Source organism: Bradyrhizobium sp. ISRA442 (genome assembly GCF_038085055.1).
Taxonomy (GTDB): domain Bacteria; phylum Pseudomonadota; class Alphaproteobacteria; order Rhizobiales; family Xanthobacteraceae; genus Bradyrhizobium.
Map to the genome: position 1 here is coordinate 1 of NZ_JALGCN010000013.1, position 22,032 is coordinate 22,032.

The 22,032-nt window shown below is 63.3% G+C and carries 25 protein-coding genes and 1 pseudogene; 13 read left to right on the forward strand and 13 right to left on the reverse strand.

Annotated features, from left to right (window positions below):
• The 3 genes from MTR72_RS25155 to rocF form a co-directional block, all read right to left on the reverse strand.
• Nucleotides 1-312, reverse strand: a 312-nt coding sequence (locus tag MTR72_RS25155; RefSeq protein WP_341511409.1) for a c-type cytochrome, incomplete at its 3' end; no start/stop codon positions are given.
• Nucleotides 299-1,567 (reverse strand): sulfite dehydrogenase, encoded by a 1,269-nt coding sequence (soxC, locus tag MTR72_RS25160; protein WP_341511410.1) that lies wholly within the window; start codon nucleotides 1,565-1,567, stop codon nucleotides 299-301. The genes soxC and MTR72_RS25155, both read right to left, overlap by 14 nt.
• A 170-nt stretch (nucleotides 1,568-1,737) precedes the next feature.
• Nucleotides 1,738-2,715, reverse strand: a complete 978-nt coding sequence (gene rocF / locus MTR72_RS25165) for an arginase (protein WP_280969578.1) — start codon at nucleotides 2,713-2,715, stop codon at nucleotides 1,738-1,740.
• Nucleotides 2,716-3,002: 287 nt separating this feature from the next.
• Here rocF and MTR72_RS25170 point away from each other — a divergent pair, with 287 nt between their 5' ends.
• Nucleotides 3,003-3,263, forward strand: a complete 261-nt coding sequence (locus MTR72_RS25170) for a hypothetical protein (protein WP_280969577.1) — start codon at nucleotides 3,003-3,005, stop codon at nucleotides 3,261-3,263.
• 95 nt (nucleotides 3,264-3,358) lie between these two features.
• Here the strand turns inward: MTR72_RS25170 and MTR72_RS25175 are convergent.
• A pseudogene (locus MTR72_RS25175) lies at nucleotides 3,359-3,931 on the reverse strand (EAL domain-containing protein); the annotation flags it as partial.
• Between MTR72_RS25175 and MTR72_RS25180 the strand changes: the two are divergent.
• Together MTR72_RS25180 and MTR72_RS25185 are read left to right on the forward strand one after the other, a co-directional pair.
• Nucleotides 3,887-4,036 (forward strand): hypothetical protein, encoded by a 150-nt coding sequence (locus MTR72_RS25180; protein WP_341511546.1) that lies wholly within the window; start codon nucleotides 3,887-3,889, stop codon nucleotides 4,034-4,036. The pseudogene MTR72_RS25175 and the gene MTR72_RS25180 sit on opposite strands and share 45 nt — an antisense overlap.
• 169 nt (nucleotides 4,037-4,205) lie before the next feature.
• A complete protein-coding gene (locus tag MTR72_RS25185; protein ID WP_341511411.1) occupies nucleotides 4,206-5,036 on the forward strand; it encodes an alpha/beta fold hydrolase in 831 nt (276 codons plus the stop codon).
• Nucleotides 5,037-5,337: 301 nt separating this feature from the next.
• Here MTR72_RS25185 and MTR72_RS25190 read toward each other — a convergent pair whose 3' ends face one another.
• The 3 genes from MTR72_RS25190 to MTR72_RS25200 all read right to left on the reverse strand — a co-directional run bounded on the left by MTR72_RS25190 (nucleotide 5,338) and on the right by MTR72_RS25200 (nucleotide 6,540).
• On the reverse strand, nucleotides 5,338-5,679 hold the full coding sequence (locus MTR72_RS25190; protein ID WP_341511412.1) for a phasin: 342 nt from the start codon (nucleotides 5,677-5,679) through the stop codon (nucleotides 5,338-5,340).
• Between the two features lie 148 nt (nucleotides 5,680-5,827).
• Nucleotides 5,828-6,013, reverse strand: coding sequence for a hypothetical protein (locus tag MTR72_RS25195; RefSeq protein ID WP_280969574.1), 186 nt, complete (start codon nucleotides 6,011-6,013; stop codon nucleotides 5,828-5,830).
• Nucleotides 6,014-6,285: 272 nt separating this feature from the next.
• Nucleotides 6,286-6,540 (reverse strand): hypothetical protein, encoded by a 255-nt coding sequence (locus MTR72_RS25200; protein WP_341511413.1) that lies wholly within the window; start codon nucleotides 6,538-6,540, stop codon nucleotides 6,286-6,288.
• Nucleotides 6,541-6,737: 197 nt separating this feature from the next.
• Here MTR72_RS25200 and MTR72_RS25205 point away from each other — a divergent pair, with 197 nt between their 5' ends.
• Nucleotides 6,738-7,094 (forward strand): hypothetical protein, encoded by a 357-nt coding sequence (locus MTR72_RS25205; RefSeq protein ID WP_280969573.1) that lies wholly within the window; start codon nucleotides 6,738-6,740, stop codon nucleotides 7,092-7,094.
• A 33-nt stretch (nucleotides 7,095-7,127) separates the two neighbouring features.
• Here the strand turns inward: MTR72_RS25205 and MTR72_RS25210 are convergent, their stop codons facing one another.
• Nucleotides 7,128-7,703 (reverse strand): hypothetical protein, encoded by a 576-nt coding sequence (locus tag MTR72_RS25210; protein ID WP_341511414.1) that lies wholly within the window; start codon nucleotides 7,701-7,703, stop codon nucleotides 7,128-7,130.
• A gap of 41 nt (nucleotides 7,704-7,744) precedes the next feature.
• Complete coding sequence (locus MTR72_RS25215) at nucleotides 7,745-8,275, reverse strand: GcrA family cell cycle regulator (RefSeq protein ID WP_341511415.1); 531 nt, start codon at nucleotides 8,273-8,275, stop codon at nucleotides 7,745-7,747.
• Nucleotides 8,276-8,442: 167 nt separating this feature from the next.
• On the opposite strand from MTR72_RS25215, the gene MTR72_RS25220 reads away from it, so the two are divergent.
• Both MTR72_RS25220 and MTR72_RS25225 read left to right on the forward strand, forming a co-directional pair.
• Entirely contained in the window at nucleotides 8,443-9,051 is a 609-nt protein-coding gene (locus MTR72_RS25220) for a S24 family peptidase (protein ID WP_279376023.1), read from the forward strand.
• Nucleotides 9,052-9,164: 113 nt separating this feature from the next.
• Complete coding sequence (locus tag MTR72_RS25225) at nucleotides 9,165-9,440, forward strand: hypothetical protein (protein WP_341511416.1); 276 nt, start codon at nucleotides 9,165-9,167, stop codon at nucleotides 9,438-9,440.
• Between the two features lie 39 nt (nucleotides 9,441-9,479).
• Here the strand turns inward: MTR72_RS25225 and MTR72_RS25230 are convergent, their stop codons facing one another.
• On the reverse strand, nucleotides 9,480-10,454 hold the full coding sequence (locus MTR72_RS25230) for a quinone oxidoreductase family protein (RefSeq protein WP_341511417.1): 975 nt from the start codon (nucleotides 10,452-10,454) through the stop codon (nucleotides 9,480-9,482).
• A gap of 225 nt (nucleotides 10,455-10,679) precedes the next feature.
• Between MTR72_RS25230 and MTR72_RS25235 the strand changes: the two genes are divergently transcribed.
• From MTR72_RS25235 to MTR72_RS25245, 3 genes are all read left to right on the forward strand, one after another.
• Nucleotides 10,680-10,880, forward strand: a complete 201-nt coding sequence (locus MTR72_RS25235; protein WP_280969568.1) for a hypothetical protein — start codon at nucleotides 10,680-10,682, stop codon at nucleotides 10,878-10,880.
• Between the two features lie 146 nt (nucleotides 10,881-11,026).
• Nucleotides 11,027-11,974, forward strand: a complete 948-nt coding sequence (locus MTR72_RS25240) for an AAA family ATPase (RefSeq protein ID WP_341511418.1) — start codon at nucleotides 11,027-11,029, stop codon at nucleotides 11,972-11,974.
• A gap of 5 nt (nucleotides 11,975-11,979) precedes the next feature.
• On the forward strand, nucleotides 11,980-13,356 hold the full coding sequence (locus MTR72_RS25245) for a vWA domain-containing protein (protein ID WP_341511419.1): 1,377 nt from the start codon (nucleotides 11,980-11,982) through the stop codon (nucleotides 13,354-13,356).
• A 37-nt stretch (nucleotides 13,357-13,393) separates the two neighbouring features.
• Here the strand turns inward: MTR72_RS25245 and MTR72_RS25250 are convergent, their stop codons facing one another.
• On the reverse strand, nucleotides 13,394-13,576 hold the full coding sequence (locus tag MTR72_RS25250; RefSeq protein ID WP_280969565.1) for a hypothetical protein: 183 nt from the start codon (nucleotides 13,574-13,576) through the stop codon (nucleotides 13,394-13,396).
• A 350-nt stretch (nucleotides 13,577-13,926) separates the two neighbouring features.
• Between MTR72_RS25250 and MTR72_RS25255 the strand changes: the two genes are divergently transcribed.
• Entirely contained in the window at nucleotides 13,927-14,148 is a 222-nt protein-coding gene (locus MTR72_RS25255; RefSeq protein ID WP_280969564.1) for a hypothetical protein, read from the forward strand.
• Between the two features lie 42 nt (nucleotides 14,149-14,190).
• On the opposite strand, the gene MTR72_RS25260 is transcribed toward MTR72_RS25255, so the two are convergent.
• Nucleotides 14,191-15,270, reverse strand: coding sequence for a lactonase family protein (locus MTR72_RS25260; protein WP_341511420.1), 1,080 nt, complete (start codon nucleotides 15,268-15,270; stop codon nucleotides 14,191-14,193).
• A 295-nt stretch (nucleotides 15,271-15,565) separates the two neighbouring features.
• On the opposite strand from MTR72_RS25260, the gene MTR72_RS25265 reads away from it, so the two are divergent.
• The 3 genes from MTR72_RS25265 (at nucleotide 15,566) to acnA (ending at nucleotide 20,627) form a co-directional block, all read left to right on the forward strand.
• Nucleotides 15,566-16,450 (forward strand): GntR family transcriptional regulator, encoded by an 885-nt coding sequence (locus tag MTR72_RS25265; RefSeq protein ID WP_341511421.1) that lies wholly within the window; start codon nucleotides 15,566-15,568, stop codon nucleotides 16,448-16,450.
• 115 nt (nucleotides 16,451-16,565) lie between these two features.
• A complete protein-coding gene (locus MTR72_RS25270) occupies nucleotides 16,566-17,885 on the forward strand; it encodes an MFS transporter (protein ID WP_341511422.1) in 1,320 nt (439 codons plus the stop codon).
• Nucleotides 17,886-17,906: 21 nt separating this feature from the next.
• Nucleotides 17,907-20,627: an aconitate hydratase AcnA gene (gene acnA / locus MTR72_RS25275; RefSeq protein WP_341511423.1), complete on the forward strand. Its 2,721-nt coding sequence runs from the start codon at nucleotides 17,907-17,909 to the stop codon at nucleotides 20,625-20,627.
• On the opposite strand, the gene MTR72_RS25280 is transcribed toward acnA, so the two are convergent.
• Nucleotides 20,552-21,925 (reverse strand): hypothetical protein, encoded by a 1,374-nt coding sequence (locus MTR72_RS25280; protein ID WP_341511424.1) that lies wholly within the window; start codon nucleotides 21,923-21,925, stop codon nucleotides 20,552-20,554. The two genes, acnA and MTR72_RS25280, sit on opposite strands and share 76 nt — an antisense overlap.
• Nucleotides 21,926-22,032: the final 107 nt, after the last annotated feature.

A 22,032-nucleotide genomic window follows, 5' to 3' on the forward strand; every position in this document is an offset into this window, starting at 1 on the left:
ACCGACCGTCCGGATCGGCTTGGCCATTCCTAGCGTCCCCTGCCCACCGACCAGCCGGTCGCCGACACCGCCCTCACCCTTCTCGCCGTGGCAGGAAGCGCATTGCTGATCGAACACCTCGCGTCCGTGGCTGACTGTGCCGCGGCCCTGCGGCAGATTGCTGCCGTCGCGCCCAATATCGATGTTCCAGCCCGCGATCTCAGTCGGCGCCGCCGGCCGTCCGATGCCGTAGGCGGTTTGCGCCCGTGCGCTCGCCACGCAGGCCAAGATCAGGATCGCGAACGCGACGCACCGAAGCTCACGCCTGCGCATTGGCCACCTCGCCGTTCGCCGCGATTCGCCAGGGCCAGATTGCATTGTTGTGATAGAAGTGATTGTCGCCTCGCACTGCGAGCAGCTCGGCGAGCGTCGGCTGCACATAGCCGGTCTCGTCGATGGCGCGGCTCTGTATCACCGCCGGCTGACCATCCCATCGCCAGGGCAGACGGAAGCGTGTCAGCGCACGCGTCAGCACCGGCTCCTGCAATTGCGCGTCCTGCCAGTTCTTGCCGCTGTCGACCGACACCTCGACACGCGCGATCTTGCCGTGTCCACTCCAGGCAACGCCCGTGATTTCGTGGAAACCTGCCGCTGTCAGGCGCTGCCCGCCCGAGGGACGCGTGATGATCGACTTGGCTTCCATGTAGAAGCTGAATTCACGCGCGCTGCCGTCCGGCATCAGGTCGGTGTATTTCGAGGTCTCCTCGCGCGAATAGATCGGCTCCGCCGTCACATGCAGGCGCCGCAGCCATTTCACATTCATGTTGCCCTCGAGGCCTGGCAGCAACAGCCGCAAAGGATAACCCTGCTGCGGGCGCAGCCGCTCGCCGTTCTGGCTGTAGACCAGCATCGCGTCCTCCAAGCATTTCTCGATCGGGATGCTGCGGGTCAGCGCGGCGGCGTCGGCGCCTTCTGCGACTACCCATTTCGCCCCGGGCTGCAGTCCGGCCTCCTGGAGCACCAGCTTCAGGCTCACACCGGTCCATTCCGCGCAGCTCAAGAGACCGACGAGATCCGACGCCGTCTTGCCGTAGGGCTTCGTGTAGACGGGGTTGCCGGAGCATTCGAGAAAGTAGATGTGCGACTCCGACGGAAACCGCCGCAGTTCGTCCATGGTGAAGATCAAGGGACGGTCTACGAGGCCGTGCAGCATCAGCCGATGTTGCGCGGGGTCGATCGTCGGGACGCCACCGTGATGGCGCTCATAGAACAGGCCATTCGGCGTGATGATGCCGTCGAGCTCCTGCAACGGTGTCCGGCCCGACGCGGAAATGTATTGCTTGAGATTGGGTGAGATGTTCTTGACGACGCTTTTCTCGAATGGCGACGGCGAGCCATAAGGCTGGCTTCCCATCGGCTCGCCCGGCGCCCTCATCCATTCGGGCACGTTGGGCGGAAGGTTGTCCGTCTCAGCGGCCGCAGACGCGCCTGCGCCGAGAACAGCGCCACTCACCGCCGCGGTACTGCCCTGCAGGAAGCGTCGGCGTGAGGCCTTCGCAAGATCGTCGTTGGCGCTTCTTGTGCTCATCGTGAGTCCTCGGCTGGCGTTCGGCACGCATAAGACCTTCCGAGAAGCGCTTTTGCAATTCGTCCGCGTTTCAAAAGCAGGCGGATTTCGATCAGGACTGATCTAAATCCGCTTGCGGCAACAGCAGTTCCGTTCTTTGCGACGCACAACGCCTGGCCAACGGGTCCGTTTCACTCGCCCGGCGCAATCGCGTTGCTCGGCGTGGGCCGGTCGGTGATCTGCTGCCCGAACAGACTGCCGATCAGCTCGACGGCGGTGCGAGCAGTGCGCCCGCGCTCGTCGAGGAATGGATTGAGCTCGACGATGTCGACCGACCCTACCAGCCCGCAATCGTGCAGCAGCTCCATGATCAGATGTGCCTCGCGGTACGTTGCCCCGCCCGGCACCGTGGTGCCGACGCCCGGTGCGACGCAAGGGTCGAGAAAGTCGACATCGAAACTGACATGCAGCACGCCGTTTCTCACCTTGACGCGCTCGATCACGCGCCGGATCAGCACGGCGACGCCGAACTCGTCGATCTGGCGCATGTCGGCAACCCTGATCCGGCGCGCGCGCATCAGATCCCTCTCGAGCTTGTCGATCGATCGCGTCCCGAACAGATCGAGCCTGTCGGGATCGATCGAGGCACGCGGATCTTCACCCAGCAGGCCGTCGAGGCCCGGCTCGCCACACAAAAAAGCCGCCGACATGCCGTGCATGTTGGCCGTGATCGTCGTCTCCGGCGTGTTGTAATCAGCATGCGCATCCAGCCAGAGCACAAACAGCTCACGTCCGCACTCGCGCCAGTGGCGAGCCATTGCGTTGACCGAGCCCATCGACAACGTGTGATCACCGCCAAGAAAGATCGGGATCGCGCCGGTCTGCGCGATCTCATAGCCGCGGCAGCTCAGCATGCGCGTCCAGCGCTGGATCTCCCGGTAGTGATTGGCCTTTGCGGGCGGCCTGTCAGCGAGATCCGCTAGTTCGGCGACGGAGAGATCGCCGTAGTCAACGACCTCGAAGTCGAGGCTCTCGAGCAATGTCGTAAGGCCGGCGGTACGCAGCGCCGCAGGTCCCATCAGGGTGCCACGCTGCGAAGCCCCCATGTCGATGGGCGCGCCGAGCAAGGCGATGCGCCGGGCTCGATCCGTCATGGTCCGGTCGGTCACGGCAATCTCCTGGGTCAGCAAGGTTGAACCTTGAGGTCGTGCCTCGAGGTATTGCCTGGCGCCAGCCTAACAGAGATTCGTGCCCGTCGTTTCACGGGGAGCCAATCCCCGCTCTGGAACTAAATCCCTGGCGCCGAATTGCCAGCCCAAGGCCGGCACCCGCCGTTGATGACGGCGCCTGTCGCGGATAGCCAAAGGCCTTTCGGCCCGCTGTTCAAAACGAGCGCACGCGCGGATAGCCAAAGGTGCCGGTCTCAAACTTATCGTCAGGCGTGGAGGTCGCGAGCTTGAGCACGGAAGTACCGCAGCCCAATCCCCAGCCCGGCATGGCCGAGCGCGCCATCGACGCAGCAACCGACGTGTCGCGCACGATCGGCGAAGTCGCGGGCGGTTTGCACGCCGCAGTCGATCGCCTCACCTTTGCAATCGAGCAAGCGCGAAGGCCCGGCCGGCCGCTCGCAACCGTCGCGGCGATCACGCGCGAAGCGCCTCTGGCCAGCCTCTTCGTCGCCTTTCTCTTTGGCGTTGCGGTCGCGCGCCGGCGCTAGCGATCGGAATCCGCCGCGTATGTTCGTTCAGGCGGCGCAGACGAAGCGCTTCGGCGGGCATCGGCCGGCCGAAGAAATAGCCCTGCCCTTCCGCACAGCTCCTGGATCCGCCTGAACATGTCCAGCACACGCCTCTCGTCGAGCAGCAGGATATCCTCGGTGACCTCGAGTTCGAGCAACGAGGGCGTGAGCCCCGTCGCGTCGAGGAGCTCCGCAACCGTATGCGCGAGATCGCCGGAGTGAAGCTGCGACGGCGACAGGTTGATTGCGACACGGGCATTTCGGCCGGACAACTCCCAGGCCCGCGCCTGCCGGCAGGCGGCCTCCATCACCCAGTTCGTAATCCGCTCGGATAGTGCCGAGGTGTTGACCACCGGCATGAACTCACCGGGCGAGACGTAGCCGCGTACAGGATGCCGCCAGCGGATGAGCGCCTCGGCCCCACCAGGCTGCCATCGACCAGGCGAGCCTGCGGCTGGTAGAGCAGTTCGAACTCGCCACGGTCCGCGGCGAGAGCAAGCTCGCTTTCGAGCGTCAGCCTGTTCTCCAAGTCTTGCCTGATGGTACTTTCGAAGATCACATGGCTGCTCGCGCCGCGTGGCCTCTGCCTTGGACAGCGCGAGATGGCTGATGTTCAAGAGCTCGTCGGCGCTGTTGCCGCCCTGCGGGCCAGCACCGTCCCCTTCCTGTCGCAATGGTCGGCACTCACTCTCACGCTGGCAGGGGCGCTCACGCTCTCCAGCGCGCTGCGTCTCTGCCTGGAGCGCGGCTAGGCAGGCTGTCCCTAGCGTCAGCTTTTTGCGCTGCACGCCCCGCGCGCAGCCCCTTTTGGGCGCCGTCTCTCACCGACTTGCCTAAATTTAATCCCTTAGCTTGCTCACGATCGCTCGATCCGGGAGTTCCCAATGACCATGTTCAGTCAAAAGTGATTGAGATGGAACCATGAAGAGGGTGTTTGCGATCCTGGCTTTCCTCTGCGTGCTGGGCGTCGGCCAATATTTCGTCGTCTCCAAGTTCGCCATTCGTCACGAGACGCTGAGTCTGTTCGATGCCGCGCGCCAGCGGCCGATCACGGTCGACCTCGCGGTGCGGCGCGACTACGAAACCAAGGCCAATCTTGGCCTCTGGAAACTCCCGCTCGCCATCATCAGCAACGGTAATACCGTGAAGGCTACCGAGTATTCGTTCCTTGCCAACGCGCTCGCGGCGCGCGGCTATCTCGTCACGAGCATCCAGCAGGACCTGCCGAGTGATCCGCCGCTGATGACTCATGTCGGAGAGCCCTATGTCGGCCGGCGTCAGGTCTACATCCGCTGCGAGGCTAACATTCTTTTCGTGCTCGGCGAGCTTAAGAAGCGGCAGGAGAACGCCGAATATGATCACATCACGCTGGTCGGCCATTCCAACGGCGGTGACGTCTCCATGTATGTCGCTCATCAGCATCCGGAGCTGGTGTCGAAGGTGATCACGCTGGACAATCTGCGCGTTCCGTTCGTGCTCAGCGACCGCTTGAAGATCCTGTCGTTCCGCTCGAAGGATCCGAATTTCGTGACCGACCCCGGCGTCCTGCCAACGGCGGAAGAGGCCAAGGCGCGCGGCATCGACATCGTCGATACCGGTGCGCAGCATACGGAGATGAGCGACCGCGGACCGGACGCGGTCAAGGAGAAGATCCAGGCGACGCTTGACCGCTTCCTGCGCGACAGCGCCAGCAGCGCGCTCGCGCCGGCCGATACGACCAGTCCGATGATCATGAACCCCGCCGATTACTAGCCCACCTGCCTTGCGCCAGATCAAGGCGCCTCCGGTTTGGGCGCGATAGGAAGGCCACCTCGCATCGGAGGGGCATATGCCGTACCATACCGAGAGCCTTGGCCTGCCCGCGGCCGGAGCGGCGGCGCTGCTTCATCGACTCTATCGCTCGGTCCGCAGACGGCTCCGATCGATCATTGCCCGCATTGATCTCTCACAGTTCCCGGGATCGTGCTGCGGCTGAGTACGATGCTTTGCCACTGCCGGAAATGCAAATCCCTGCCGGTTGAACCGACAGGGATTTGCGCAGGCGGCGGCTGACTCAGGACTTACCCTTGCCGGACTGCATGAAGCTGCCGGTCATTTGGCGCATATGGTCGCCGGCACTGGTGAACTGGCTGCGCAGGAATTCGGACTGGATCTGCATGGCTTCCTGAAGGTCGGTGGCATGAACGAGCTTGCGTGCATGCTCGAACGCCGACTTCATGTTCTGCTCGGTGAACGCGAGCGCCTGCTTCGACACCTCCGTGCCCGCGCCCGGCACCGTCGACATCGATTTGGTGGCGGCTTCGAAAAACATGCCGAATGCCTTTTCCGCCTGGTCGATCGTCTTCTCGGCCAAGTCGCGCAATTCGGCCGGAACTTCGATCTTCGGTTCGATCATGTCGCACTCCTCCCTCTTTTTCTTACTGATTATCACACTTGGCGCATCGGCTTCCAGCGGCCAGACCCGGCGCCAGGCGCAATCGGGCGGCCCGGCTATACGGCGGCACGAACCCAAGGACAGGCGCGGCGCCGGCGCGTCGCCTGCCTTACGAGAGGGGACGCTCGGGGAGGGATTCGTCAGTGGCGAGGTCTTCGACGAGCTTGATGACCTCAAAACGCTGCCGGGGCGCAAGCTTCAGAAACGCACGCAGCAGGCGCAGGCTTTCGACGGTACTGCTTGCGGGCGCGCCGAGCTTGAGGTGCAATTCAGCCGCGAAATTGAAGTTCTTCATCTCGCACCTATGACAGGGGTCGGCCTTCGTTGGTCGTACGTCGCGGTCTGGCTCGAGAATCGAACGCCATCGCGGCGAAGGATTCTCGGCCGGGGGCACCTCAGGAGATTGGTACGCTAAACCGCACATCCAAGCGGATGGCCGATCGGTTGCAACTATGCCAAGAAACAACCCCTCAGGCAAGCCAAACCATCAGCGCAGCGACGCCTCGCCAGCATCGCACCACGGCAATTCCGGATAACAGGAATATGCATCGACGTCACCCACCTGCGTCAAGAAGCGGCATCGCTGCACACGCCCGCCTTGATCGACCTCAATGCCGTGGCATTGCTCTTGGCTTTGTGTCTGAATGTGAACAGAGCTGCGGTTCGCAATCGACTTGAGAGATCGCTTCCGATCGGGATTGTCGAAGCCCTGGGCCGACCCGCGCCCGCTTCTTCAGGATATACACGTAATTGTTGAGTCCGATCTTGGACGGTTGCATCGCCGACGAAACGAAAGTCGATCTCGCAACCGATCAGTTTCATTTGACGCGTCCCCTTGAAGCCCCACCTTGGCCTCCGCTCGCCGCGTCACGGTTCATCGATCCCGATATTTTCCAATCCGTGAACCGCCATTCAAGTTCGGACGACCAAGCCGTTGCGAAACGGCCACGCAGATCACGGGCGCCATGGCTGACTGACCTCTTCGATTCGGGCGCGCCTCAGCACCAAAGGACGACGGCATGCTTTCTCGCTGCGATGTCATCAAGGGCACCACGGTTGCGCTCCTCACTCTCTGGATACCCGTCGCATGGGCGCAGGAGACCAAAATGAACCTCTTCAAGATCGTCACCATGAAGGACGAAATCATCGTAGGATTGTCAGCCGAGGAGCTGCAGACACTCGGCGGCAATGATGCGAGCGCCGTTGCGCACGCGCTGGCGCAGAAGGGCGACCTCACCGTCTGGCAGTACAACGTGCGTCGCGGCCAGAACGGCGAGTTGCAGCAGGCACCGACCGCCAAGATCGGGCTCCTGGCCAACGCCTCGCTCCGCGTCGAGCCTTATGCGACGCCGTACCAGATCGCGCCGCATCCGTAGGCGGCGAACGGGCACGCCGGCGGCCTGCCGCTCTCATCGGCGCCTTTCCGCGCGCGGCGTTCCCGTTTCCGTCGCAAAGCCGTAGACCAGCGCAAGCCGGTCGAGACATTCGCGGAACCGCCGCGCGAAATAGTCGTTCCAGCGCTGGCTGCGCACGGCGCGGCGCTGCCCGATCTGATCCATGGTCAGGCCCAGGACCAGCACGTCGTGCACCAGCGCGGCACCGTCGGTGCCGAGTTCGCGCTCGACGCGGTTCAGCCGCAGCACCGCCTGACGCTGACTCTCGGTAACCGCCTCGCGCATGCGCACGCCGTCGACATATTCGCGGGTCGGATCTACCGCCTGGGGACCACGCTCCGCCCGCTCCCAGTCGTTCTGGAAGGCGCGACCACCGCGGTATTGCGCCTCGTCGATCTGGTGATGGGAATAGAGCCGGCCGAGCGGATCACTGCGGATCGAGCGCATCGCGACGATCTTCTCGCCCGGTTCGAGCGCCAAGGGATCATCGACCTCGATTTCGGCCACTTCGGCATTGAACGGCAGATCGCACGCGCGCCGATCGTAGAGCTTTGCCAACCTGTAGGACTTGTTGCGTCTGGCGCGTATCACGCGGACACTCCTTGAGAAATTGACGATGGAAACGACGGCCGTCAGGCGGCTGAAACGAGCCTCAGCACGACGGGGCCCGTGGCGCGCGCGCCCGTGCCGGGCCCGCGCGTCAGATGAAAATGCGGCGTGCAATAGCTCGCGCCAGGCTGCCGGGGATGACCGCAGAAAGTGATCTCCTCTTCGTCCTTGTCGCCGCCATAGGGATAGCGGCAGTCGCCCGGCGTAAGTTCGAGCAGCGAGATCAGGCGCGGCTTGATGCCCACGCAGCGCAATTTCACCGGCCCGGCCGGCTTCGTCGCTGATTTCGGCGGCACGCTCCAACTCTGCAACGCCTGCGGCCGCGGTAGAAACGGACAGGGCTCGCCGGGAAAGGTCGGGACGATCGATGGACTCTTCATTCGCGAGGGCGCGGCGAGCCCGAGCCGCTTGGCGCGGCCGACCACCGCATTGCGCGTATAAGCCGTTCCGAATCTTGAGTTAATTTCTCTTCCGATCTCCGCATAAGACATGCCCTTGAGAAAATAGTCGCGAAGCGCGTCGGAGTGCTCCGACGTCCAATTGCCCGGTTCCATGCTGCTGTCCTGTGATGCGCCCCTCTCCGGCCGCACGGCCGGGATGGCGAACACACATTCCGGTATTCCGAAGCTCAAGTCAAGTGATAATTCTGATATTCATAATTGCATCAATTCCGAATTTCGGATTAGAAGAGACGAGGCCATGGGCAATCGAGGGAATCACCATGTTGGACGTTGCGATGATCGAGCGGGGTCTGGAGAAGACGGGCAAGAGCAAGGGCGGGCTCGCGGCGGCGATGGGGGTGCGCCCGGGTGCGGTGTCGGAAATCCTCGGCGGCGAACGCCTGGTGAAAGCGTCGGAAATTCTGCCGATCATGGAATACCTGGAACTGAATCTTGCGCCGATCATGGGCCGGGTCGGCGCCGGCGCCGTGATCGAGCCGGATTTCGAGCAGGTTCCGCCGGAGGGGCTAGGCGAGATCGTGCTGCCTTTTCCGATCATGGAAGAAACCGTCGCCTTCGAGATCGTCGGAGATTCGATGCTGCCAAAATACGAGAGCGGCGACGTGATCGTGGTCTACAAGGACCAGCGCTATCCGCTGTCGAGCTTCTACGGCGAGGAGGCCGTGGTCCGGCTCAAGACCGGCGAACGCTATCTCAAGACCATCGAGCGCGGCAAAAGCCCGTCCGTGGTCAACCTCACCAGCTTCAACGCCAAGCCGATCGTCGGCGTCAAGCTGGAGTGGGTCGGTGAGATATGCCTTTCGATGCCCAAGGGCCAGCTCGAGCGGCTGCGGGCGAAATCCGCGCGTCCGCGCAAGAAGGGCAGGTAAGCGGAAACTGGCGCCGATTTCCGATTCTTGGAAATCGCGCTTGACCAAATTCCGTTTTTCGGAAACACTCTGCCGCAAGCTCGCGCCACGCAGGCCGCGGCAGGGACAATTTGATGCAATATTTCGTCGTGATGATCGACTATGGGCGACGCGGCCGCGAAGCGATCGTCGATCCCGAGATCACGCGGCGCGAGGTCATCTCGCGCGTCGCCTCGGGTGAATACAGCAACATTTCCTTCATTCACGAGATCGCGGATAGCTCGGTCGAAGACGTGACCGAGGCCATCCTGACTGAGGCCGCCCTTCCCCGGGTTCCACCTGACGAGATCGACCTCCAGGCGATCCACCTCGATCATGCCCGCGACCTGCGCAAGCATGAACGGACGTGACGCAGGCGTCGAACGCCTGCGTCATCGTGCGATCGGACCTCACACCAGGAGCACGGTCGATCCCGTCGTCTTGCGGGCAGCAAGATCGGCATGCGCCTTGGCGGCGTCCTTCAGCGGATAGGTCTGGTGTACCTCGATCTTGACCGCGCCGGACTTGACGACGTCGAATAACTCATTGGCCATCGCCACGAGATTCTCGCGCTTGGCGGCGTAGGTGAACAGCGTCGGCCGGGTGACGTAGAGCGATCCCTTCTGCGCGAGAAGGCCGAGATTGAGCGGCTCGACCGCGCCGGAGGACTGGCCGAACAGCGCCGCGACGCCGAGCGGCGCGAGGCAGTCCAGCGACTTCAAGAACGTGTCCTTGCCGACGGAATCGTAGACCACCGGCACCTTCTTGCCGCCGGTGATCTCGTCGACCCGTTTCACGAAATCCTCGCGCGTGTAGATGATGACATGGTCGCAGCCATGCGCCTTGGCGAGCTTGGCCTTCTCGTCGTTGCTGACCGTGCCGATCACCGTGGCGCCGAGACGCTTGGCCCACTGGCTCAGGATCGTTCCGACACCGCCGGCCGCGGCATGGAGCAAGATGGTGTCGCCGGCTTTCACGCGATAGGTCTGCCGGATCAGATATTGCGTGGTGAGGCCCTTGAGCATCATCGCCGCCGCGGTCTTGTCGTCGACGCCGTCAGGCAGCTTCAGCAGCCGATCCGCGGGAATCAGCCGCGCCTCGGAATAGGCGCCGAGCGGCGAGGCGCCATAAGCGACACGATCGCCGGGTTTCAGGTCCGTGACGCCGGAGCCGACTTCCTCGACGACGCCGGCCGCCTCGCTGCCGAGCCCGCTCGGCAATTGCGCCGGGTAAAGGCCCGAGCGGTTGTAGATGTCGACGAAGTTGAGACCCACGGCGGTGTGACGGATACGCGCTTCGCCCGGTCCGGGCTTGCCGACGCTGACCTCCTCCCAGACCAGGACTTCCGGACCACCGGTCTTGTGAAAACGAATAGCATGCGTCATGGGCGTTGCTCCCTTATTGTTGGAGTTGAGGATCGGATCAGCGGTTCGGGCCGTGAAATAGGCATTTAATCCGCCCGTTACAGTACAGGGACGTAACAAGAATGTCACAGCGAACGACAAACGCCCATCGTTCCAGCTCTGTTCGAAAGAGTTGATGACGGTATCGGGGCGCTCGGCAGTACCTTCTGCGCGGGGTTCGGTGGTTGTCTGCGAAGGAGACCCGAGATGCCAGCCTATGTACAGCATCATCAGGATATCGATATCGCGCCCGTGAATTGCCCGACCTGCATGGGGTTCCTGCCAATGTACGTGCGCGAGGTCGAGCCGCATTGGAGTCTTGCTACGATCGACTTCGTCTATGAATGCGCCGATTGCGGCGCCGAGCTCAGGCAGACTCTCCACAAACCGGAGGTGCTGCGGCACTGACGGGGCGTATTTCTCCCCGTGATCTATTTGCGCTAAGCGGAAAATCACCCGCTCGCGCGGATCTGGCTCCTCCCAAACGAGGCTTGTTCTTTGCCGGGAACGCAGGCAGAACAAGCCGCAAGCAAGACCTTTGGGAGCGCCCATTCGTGGCTGATCAGAAGGCCTCGACCTCGATCGAGGCAGTGGAGAGCGGCCTCGCCGCGCAGGGCTACATCGCGAGCCGTCAGATCGCGACCGCCGTCTATTTGTCGCAACAGATCGAGAAGCCGATCCTGGTCGAAGGCCCCGCGGGTGTCGGCAAGACCGAGCTTGCCAAGGCCATCGCCGCTTGGCGCGGCATGAAGATGGTCCGCCTGCAATGCTACGAAGGCCTCGACGAGGCCAAGGCCCTCTACGAGTGGAAGTATGCAAAGCAGCTTCTCTATACCCAGATCCTCAAGGACAAGTTGGGCGAAGTGCTCGGCGGCGCGCAGACCTTGCACGCCGCGCTCGACCAGCTCCACGACTTCGGCGACGTGTTCTTCTCCAAGGAATTCGTCGAGCCGCGGCCACTGCTCCAGGCGCTGGAGCAGCCCGGCGGCTGCGTCCTGTTGATCGACGAGATCGACAAGTCGGATGCCGAGTTCGAATCGCTGCTGCTGGAGATCCTGTCCGATTTCCAGGTCACGATTCCCGAGCTCGGCACAGTCTCCGCGATCACACCGCCGACGGTCATCCTCACCTCCAACAGCGAGCGTGATCTCGGCGACGCCTTGAAGCGGCGCTGCCTGCACCTGCATATCGGCTTCCCTGAGCAGCGGCTCGAGGAGCGCATCGTCGAGAGCCGCGTGCCCGGCATCTCGCAAACGCTGCGCCGGCAGATGGTCGGCTTCATCCACGAGATCCGCACGCTCGACCTGAAGAAGCTGCCCTCCGTCAGCGAAACCATCGACTGGGCGCGCGTGCTGGTGCTGCTCCAGGCCGCCGAGCTCGATACCGAGATCGTCAAGGACACGCTCAACGTGCTCTTGAAATACGAGGCCGATATCGAGGCGGCGGCGCCCCAAGTTACGACTTTCATTGCCAAGGCGGCGCGGTCCAACGTCTTCGGTTGACGCCGATGCGCGAGAACCTCCATCGTTTCTTTCGAGCGGCACGCGGCGCCGGCGTCCATGTCTCGCCTGCCGAAAGCATCGATGCGATGCGCGCGGTCGCCCAGGTTGGCTTCTCCGACCGCGACGTCTTGCGCGATGCGCTGCTATTGACACTCGCCAAGTCGCAGGACGAGAAACTCGCGCTCGGCGACTGCTTCGATCTGTTCTTCAGCCAGCCGGAACCCCGGCAGGAGCAAGCCGGGGCCGGTAACGGCGATTCAGCGCAAGAGGCGGATCAATCTCCCTCGTCCGGTGTGGCCAGCGACGCGGGCGGCAGTGAACCTCCCGAGGGACTGGGCTCGCTCGCACAGATGCTGCTGTCGCAGGACCGCAATGCGATCGCCGCGGCGATCGCCAGCGCCGCTGGCGCGGCCTCGCTATCCGACATCCGCTACTCCACCCAGCGCGGGATCTTCTCAAGCCGCATCCTCGATGCCATGGGCCTGCAGCGGCTGCGCGACGACCTCGATGAATTGACCGCGACCAACCCCTCGCTGGCCGAACGCCTGCGCGCCGCCCTCGACGGCTTGCGCGAAGCAGTCCGCGATACGGTGTCGCAGGGGCTGGCGCTCTACGCCCGCGAGGAGGCCGAGAATCTCCGCAACGAGATCCTGCGCAACGCGCCGCTCGCGCGCATCGAGCGGCGGCAGGTCGAGGAAATGCGCGCGCTGATCCGCCGGATCGCGCGGCGCCTGCGCGAGCGCTATTCGAAGCCGCGCAAGCGCCAGCGCCGCGGCCATCTGGACGTGCGCCGCACGTTGCGCCGCAATGCCGCCTGGGGCGGCGTGCCCTTCCTCACCGCCTGGAAGCGCAAGCACCGCGACCGGCCGAAGATCGTTGCGCTCTGCGACGTCTCGGGCTCGGTCGCGCAGGTATCGGATTTCTTCCTGCTCCTGATCCATTCCCTGCATGAAGTGGTCGACGACGTCCGCTCCTTCGCCTTCTCCTCGCACCTGATCGAGGTCAGCGACATCCTGGAGACGAAGTCGCCCGAAGACGCCATGGCCGAGATCATGTCCAAGGTCGGCTTCGGCTCGTCGGACTACGGCTCCGCGCTCGTCGATTTCGAGAAGGAGTGGATGAGCACGCTGACGCCGCAAACCACGGTCATCGTGCTCGGCGACGCCCGCAGCAACAATCTCGATCCCCGCGCCGACATCTTGCGCCGCATCTCCGAACGCTCGAAACGGCTGGTCTGGCTCAATCCCGAAGGACGCCTCGCCTGGGGTTTTGGCGATTCCGAGATGCCCCGCTACGCGACTTTCTGCAGCGTGGTGCGTCAATGCGCCACTGCGCAGCAGCTCGAGCGCGCGGTGTCCGATATCGTGGCGACGTATCAGTAAGCCGCGATCGCGTCAGCGGAAAACACAAGGCCGGCGCTCAGCCCCGCATCAACTCGGCGTGCGCGAGGTTGCACTCCCGGAAGTGATCGGCAATTTCGTCCAGCGCGCGCTGTTTCCATTCCTCGGCCTGCGCGAGCCAGAAACCCCGGCGCTCCGAATCGAGCGCAGCACGCACCCGACAGAGGGACTCCTGACTGCGAATCTCTACCAGCCTGTTCATGCACTCCACTCCTGCCGCGTGTGAAGCCATTCCCTGATATCACCGTAACAGAGTCTTGAACAACGCGTCTCGGATTTCTGTGCACATCGCGACGCAGAATGGGACACGGCGTTTCCTGTGCACCGCGGCAATTCGCAGCGCAACATCAATTGCAGATCAGCAATTAGTGATCAAAGAGCGGAACGATCTTCGTCCACGAACGATCTTAACACTTGTGGTGCAATGAACTGCGGCAATTTGTGAAGAGACGTTCTAAACGCCCCACCGAATTCCGGACTCAATGTCGTCGCATGGTCTTCATGCACCGCAGTTAAGTGGTGCCCGCGAACGATACTATCGCTTGAGGCAGCATGAGCAACGACGTCGACTTCGACCTTTCATCGGACCAATGGGAAGCACTGAAGGCGCTTCGCAATCCGGCATCGACTGGTCACCTCTCGAAGGCGTATGTCGTCGAAGGACTCGCCAAGCTCGGTCTCGTCGTCATCGACGACGGCGTGCCGGCATTGACGCCGACCGGACGCAAGGTCCTGGTGCGGGGATCGTGCCGACTGCTGGACGTCGCCGCATGAAGGCTGGCCGCTGCCGCGCTCTTGTGACCGCTCGCAAGTCGCCTATGCGGGCATGCCGAAGAGAATGCAGACAGGACTTCCAACCTGGACGGTTCGGTCCGTCCTGACGAGGCGGCCGCTGTCGGCATCGCGCTCGAAGAGCACGACGGCGTCGCTGTCTTCATTCGCCACGAACAGGAATTTGCCTGTAGGCCCGAGCGCGAAGAAGCGCGGTGTTTTTCCACCACTTGCGCTCCAGTCAACAGGCGTCAGTCGTCCGCTCGCAGCGTCGACGGCGAAGACCGCGATACTGTCGTCGCCGCGACTGGAGGCGTAAACGAAGCGTCCATCGCCCGACACTGCGATCTCGGCCGCGCGGCTGTTGCCGGTAAAGGCATCAGGCACCGCGGAGACGATCTGGAACGGCGCAAGGGCGCCGGTTGCCGGATCGAAGCGGTAGCCGGTGACAGTCGAATCGAGCTCGTTGATGACGTAGGTGAGCCGCCCGCCCGGATGGAACGCAACATGACGTGGACCGGCTCCCTCGCGCGCCTGCACAGGTTTCGTGGCAAGGACGAGCTTTCCCTTCTCGGCATCAATCCTGTAGGTGAAGACAAGGTCGAGCCCCTTGTCCGGCACCACAATGAACGCGCCCGATGGATCGAACTCGACCTGATGCGGCTTGGCGAACGGCTGCTCTACGCGATGCGGCCCGATCTTGCCTTCCAGCTTGACGAGGTCGATTACGACGCCGAGCGAGCCGTCGTCCTGCCGCGACAGCAGCGCAAGCGTCGAAGTGATGTGATTGGCGACCACCACGAAGCGGTTGGTCGGATCGATCGCGAGATGGACGGGGTTCTTTCCTTCCGTACTCTGCCGATTGATCACGGCGAGCTTGCCGCTCACAGCATCGATCGCCATCGCCGAGATGTCGCTGAGGTCGCCATGCACCGTGTAGAGGAAACGGCGCGTCCGGTCGAAGGCGAGAAACGATGGATTGACGAGGTCGCCGAGAAGCTGGACGTGGCGCCAGGTGCCGGTGGCATTGTCCATCGCGTAGACATTGAGCCCGTCGCCACGGGCATTGCGCTCTCTGGTGGTGCGCGCCCCGACATAGACGAATGAGCGTGAGCCTTCGATCATGCTGTTCTCCGGATGGGACTTCCGCGTTTGAGAGAGCACCGGTACGCCGGACCATGCGGTCGCGAAGGTGCCGACGGCGAGGAGGCGCGCGAGCGTGCGCCGCGATAGAGGCGCATCCTCAGCGTGGATTGACGACTCCGGGCCCGCAATAAAATCCATAGGCGTTAATCCCCCATATTGTTTTTTATTTTTTAAAACACAACTCTGGACAAGACGCAAGAACGCCCGGCGACGCTTGTGCCGCGCGTGCTGGTAAGCGACATCTCTTCACATCAGGACCAACCCGAGTCGGCCAATGCCACGTCCCAATCTCGCGACCCAGATGACGGCGCGGATCCTCGACTACATCCGCGCCAACGGCCTTCAGGCCGAGCAGCATCTGCCGAGCCAGACGCTGGCGGATGCGCTGCGCGTCTCGCGCGCGCCGATCAACGCGGCGCTGCAAATCCTCGAAGACATGCAGGTTGTCCGCTCCGAGCCCAATCGCGGCTTCTTCCTGGTCAAGAGCGCCGCTGAGCTTCCCGACCTGCCGGAGGCGGAGGACACCGAGCCGGAGCGCGAGGATGAATGGTACTTTGCCATCGCCGAGGACCGCCTTGCGGGAAAGCTGCCGGACAAAATCAGCGAGAACGAGCTGATGCGCCGCTACGGCCTCTCACGCACGCGTCTTTTGAAGATCCTCACAAAAATAGCCGATGAAGGCTGGATCGAGCGCCTGCCCGGCAATGGCTGGGCATTCGGCCCGCTTCTCACCTCGCGCGAGAGCTATCAGCAGGGCTATCAGTTGCGCGTCGCGCTGGAGCCGCAGGCACTGCTGCTGCCGAGCTTCGAGATTGATCGCGCGGCGTTCGCGGCCGCGCGCGAGCAGCAGCAATGGCTGCTCGACGGCGGCTACAAGCGCGCGTCGCGCTCGGAGATTTTTGCTGCCAATGCCGAGTTCCACGAGATGCTGGTCGGCTGCGCGCGCAATCCGTTCTTTCTTGATGCCGTGAAGCGCGTGAACCGGCTGCGTCGGCTGGTGGAGTACCACATCACGGTGGACCGCAGTCGCCTGCCCATCCAGTGCCGCGAGCACATCAACATCCTGACATTGCTGGAAAAAGGCCTGCACCAGGAAGCCTCGGACTTCCTTCGCGTCCACATCGAGGGCGCCGGCCTGATCAAGGTCCCGAAGGTCTGAAAGCGGCACTATTGCATTTTATACTATAAAATGCATACATCCCCACAAGGCGCCGCCTGTGGGGGGAGGTTGGCGTTGCCTGAAAGCCCCAAGGAATCGCAGCAAGGGAACGCCAATGTCCGCCACGGCAGCGACCATCGAGCAATCCACCGCGCGCAAGGTGTTCTGGCGCATCGTGCCTTATTGCTTCGGCCTCTACGTGATCTCCTATCTCGACCGCGCCAATATCGGCTACGCGGCACTCCAGATGAACAAGGAACTCACGCTGTCCAGCGAAGCCTTCGGCTTCGCCGCCGGCATCTTCTTCATCGGCTATTTTCTGTTCGAGGTGCCGAGCAACGTCGCCCTCAACAAATACAGCGCGCGTGTCTGGATCTCGCGTATCCTGATTAGCTGGGGCGTCGTCGCTACCGCAAGCGCCTTCGTGCAGAGCGCGACGCAGCTCTACGTCCTGCGCTTTCTTCTTGGCGTTGCCGAAGCCGGGTTCTTCCCCGGCATCATCATCTACCTGACTTACTGGTTCCGCGCCAAGGAGCAGGCGACGACGGTTGCACTGTTCACGGCGGCCATCCCTGTGTCCTATCTGATCGGCGCGCCCCTGAGCACCTGGATCATGGACCACGTCGCCGGCTTCGGCTTGAGCGGCTGGCGCTGGATGCTGCTGCTGGAAGGTGGCCCCGCCATCGTCGCCGGTATCGTCAACTTTTTCATCATGACCGATCGGCCCGAGCAGGCGAAGTGGCTCACGCCGCAGGAACGCGACTGGCTCACGGAAGAGCTGCGCAAGGATCGGACCGGCCGTCGCAATGTTCAGCATCTCGGCATCATCGCCGCGATCACCAACCCGAAAGTGCTGTTCCTGTCGGTGATCTATTTTATCTACCAGGTCGGCAATCTCGGCATCGGGCTCTGGATGCCGCAGATCATTAAGGGCCTCTCTTCGACGCTGACCAATTTTGAAGTCGGTCTCGTCGCGATGCTGCCTTACGCGTTTGCAACCGTGGTGATGGTGCTGTGGTCACGCAACTCTGACCGGACCGGCGAACGGCAAAGGCATTCAGCGATTCCGCTATTGTGGGGCGCAATCGCGCTCGCGCTGACCGGCCTTGTGGTCCAGCCGGCGATTGCGATGACGCTGATCTCGCTCTCGCTCGCCGGCATCTACGCCTTCAAGTCGCCGTTCTGGTCGTTGCCCGGCCTGTTCCTGACGCGCTCGACCGCGGCCGTGTCGATCGCGGCGATCAACTCCATCGGCAATCTCGGCGGCTTCGCCGGCCCCTACGCCATCGGCGCAATCAAGGATTGGACCGGCAGCACCTATGGCGGGCTGCTGTTCCTCAGCGGGTTATTGTTCGTGTCGTTCCTGATGACCTGGTTCGCCAGGATGGAAAGCGCCGACGAGGCACAGACGCAACCGGCCGAGCAACACGCCTGACTGCACGGTCAGGTCCTAACGATGATCGATTTCGCAACGCTGCTGAGCGGGTCGCAGACCTATCGCATTGCCGACATGGCGGCCGTAGCGGCCGAGGATCTCCCTCGCCTGCCCGTGATCCTGCGCATCCTGCTCGAAAACGTCCTGCGCAACAGCGGCGACGACCGCGATGAATCGGTTGCCGCCATCCTCGGGTGGCTCGCCAGTGGACGCAGCGAGAGCGAGATCGCCTTCCAGCCGTCGCGCATACTCATGCACGACACGACCTGCGGGCCTGCGCTGGTGGATATCGCGGGCTTGCGCGCGTCACTTGCCGAAGCCGGCGGCGATCCGACCCGCCTCAATCCGGTGCTCCCGGTCGACATATCGACCGATCACTCGCTCGGCGTCGACGTGTTTGCGCAGCCGGACGCCATAGCGCGTAACATGGCGCATGAACTCACACGCAATGGCGAGCGGTATCGCTTCATGAAATGGGCGAGCCAGGCGCTGAGCGGTGTACGCGTGCATCCGCCCGGCACCGGCATCATGCACACGCTGAACCTCGAACGGCTGGCAAGCGTCGTCACGACGTCGAGCCGCAACGGCGAGACATGGGCCGTTCCCGACACGCTGATCGGCACCGACAGCCACACACCCATGATCAACGGGATCGGCGTGCTTGCCTGGGGCGTCGGCGGGCTCGAGGCCGAAAGCGTGATGTTCGGCATGCCTGTGACGATGCGCGTGCCCGATGTCGTCGGCGTTCGCCTGACCGGACGCCCGCGTGAGGGCGTGCTGGCGACCGATCTTGCGCTGACCGTCACCGCGCGCTTGCGGCAGGTTGATCTCGCCGACCGTTTCGTCGAGTTCTTCGGACCCGGCGTCTCCGCGCTCTCGGCTGGCGACCGCGCCGTCATCGCCAACATGACGCCGGAGTTCGGCGCCAACTCCGGCTACTTCCCGATCGACGGTCGGACGCTCGACTATCTCGGGCAGACCGGCCGGTCGCGCGAACAGCTCGCCCTGGTGGAAGCCTATGCGCGCCATCAAAAGCTCTGGTTCGATCCCGAGGCGACGCCGCGCTACACCGAGACGATCAGCATCGATCTCGACGCGGTCGAGGTGAGCCTCGCCGGCCCGCGCCGACCGCAGGATCGTATCGCGGCCGGCAATACCGCCGAAGCGCTGTCGCTGGAACGCCGCTTTGCAGGCACTGATGCGGATCGCGCAAGCCCGCCGGCCGATGGTGCGGTCGCGATTGCCGCGATCACGAGCTGCACCAACACGTCGGATCCGAGGCTCCTGATCGCCGCGGGTCTCCTCGCCCGCAAGGCGCGCAGCCTCGGGCTCAAGCCGCCCGTCTGGGTGAAAACATCGCTCGCCCCCGGCTCGCCGACCGCGGAGCGCTACTTGCGGCGCGCCGGCCTGCTCGACGATCTCGCGGTGCTCGGCTTCGGCATCGTCGGCTATGGCTGCACGACCTGCATCGGCAATTCCGGCCCGCTGGCGCCGCGCATGGCCCGCGCCATGGCGGAACAGCAAATGACGCCGGTCGCCGTGCTGTCAGGCAACCGCAATTTTCCCGGCCGCGTGCATGCCCAGATCGAGCACGCGTTTCTCGCTTCGCCTCCGCTGGTCGTCGCCTTCGCGCTGGCCGGCGATGTCGCGCGCGACATCCTGCGCGATCCGATCGCGCACGATACGGCCGGCATCGAGGTGCGCCTCGCCGACATCTGGCCGACGGGTCGCGAGATCGATGCCGCGCTGGCGATCGCGCGCGACGCGAGCGACTACTCCGGTGCCTATGACGCCGCGGAAGCAAGCGCCGATTGGGCCGCGTTCGAAGCTCCCGGCGCGGCGCTGTTTCCCTGGGACGACGCCTCCACCTATATCCGCCGCCCGCCATTTGCGGACTTCGGCTCCGGAACGCGCCTCGGACACTACGCGGCGACGCCGCTCCTGGTGCTCGGCGACGACATTACGACAGATCACATCTCGCCCGCGGGCGCGATCGCGGCGAATAGCGAGGCGGCCCGCTACCTCGTCGCACGCGGCGAGGATCCAAACGACCTCAACGTCTTCGCCGCGCGCCGGGGGAACTGGGAGGTGATGCTGCGTGGGCTCTTTACCAACAAGAGCGTGCACAACCTCCTCGGCCCCGACCTGCCGGCGGGACAGACGATCCTCGCCGCCTCCGGCGAGCGCGTCTCGCTCCGGCTTGCCGCCGAGCGCTATGCGGCGGAGAAGCGCCCGGTTGTCATCGTGGCCGGCGAGCGTTACGGCATGGGCTCCTCGCGCGACTGGGCTGCGAAGGGCGTCGCGCTGCTCGGCGCGCGCGCCGTGCTTGCGACGAGCTTCGAGCGTATCCACCGCTCAAATCTGATCGGGATGGGCATCTTGCCGCTGCGGTTGCCGCCGGATCGCCGACCGCAAACGCTGGGCTTAAGGCCGGACGACAGGCTCGAGATCGACGCGCCCTCCAAAATGCTCAAGCCGCGCGCGGCGATCACCATTCGCATCTTGCGAGACGACGCCGAGATCGACTGCTTTGTTGCGATTGCCGCGGTAGAAACCAACCTCGAATGCGCGACTCTGCGCGTCGGCGGATTGCTGCCGCTCATCTTGCGACGGCACTCGGGCGGGTCCGGCGTCTCGGCCGGCACGGGAGACATCGCCCCGGCGGGTCAGTCATTCCAATGGAGCAGCGGCGTTCCGAACGCCCTGCTCCAGACGGACAGGAAGCGGGGAAACCAGGAGTGAGCCACGGCTCCCCGATAGGCCCAGGTGCGGTATTTCAGACCTTCCTCCGACAACAGCTCCTGATATCCGCCGTGGACCTCGGTCGCGGTACGAATGTCCTTTAATATCCCCTGGGCGTAGGACCGATAGACATCGCTTCCTGAGAATTCATCGTAATCCAGCATGCGATCGGCAAATTCGACGTTGAACGTCGGCCAGGAGGAACGTCCCTGGTAGGCGGGAGCCGCAATCTTGTGGATCACCTTGTTCCGTGGATTATCCGCGGACACCAGGAAGTGGAATGTCCCGGGTATGCGAAAGCGCGGTTCGGCGATAATCAGATCAGTCGTGGCTGCGAACAGCTCGCGTTCGCGCGCCTCGCTCAGATCCCAAAACCCGTGATGCACATTGACGAAATCCAGGGCGACGGAAGATGCCGGCGCACCCGCCGGGCCATCGAGGGAATGCCTGATATAGCCCTCCTTGCCGAACAGACGGAGCAGGTCTTGCTTGTATTGCGAGAGCTCGCGCCCGAGCAGCGGCTTCAGCTCGCATCCGTCGATGACTCCGAGTTGCACGCCCCACACAAACGTCGTGTAGACGCATGCGTTGGTCACGAAACGCCTGCGTTCAGCGCGGGTGTCCGTTGCCGCGGAACGAGGTGCGGTGTCATCGCAAAGCAAATACCTGACGCCATAACGATCGAACGGCTCCAGCTCACTTGCGAGCCGCAATATCGCGCGCTTCAGGTCGATGCCGTATTCGGCCAGCAGCAGACGGCCGGCATGGGCGCATTGTGACATCGCCAGATAGGACGTTTCCCTCCGGTCGGCGCTTATCATCTGTTGCAGACCGGCAAGGATGCCCAGCAGCGTGTCCGAGGGGCGTGAAAAGTAGTTCACGCCGAGATACCGCGCGCGGCCTGCCGGGACGATGGTCGTCGTGACGACGTTGGCGCGAACCGCCTCCAGCATCAGGCGGACGCTCTTTTCGAGCAAACGAACGCGCCGGATCGCGTCCTGCGAATCCATGATGGTTTCGGGATCGAGCACGTCGGGATAGAACCAGGCGAAGTCGCGCGGGTAATAGGCGGATGCATGCGGCGCTCCCGTGACGAGGAAGGACTCGGTCACAGAAAACGCCTTGTTCATCGAGGACCGGTAGAGGTCCTCGATCGCCGAGGACAAATGATGCGACTCTCTCAGGAAACGATCACCGAGAAAATTCACCGCCTGAAGCGCGTTGGCGATCCAGGTCGCCGCTACGCCTTGGTAAAATCGATTTGCGCGATCGGATGGAAAGGAAATGTCGCTGTTCATATTCGTGATCGGATGATGTCGTGTGATCTCGAAGGCTGGCCGTCAGCACCCTAAACAAGCTTGATTCGTATCTCTACCCGATGACTTGCGGGATGGTAACTTGCGGG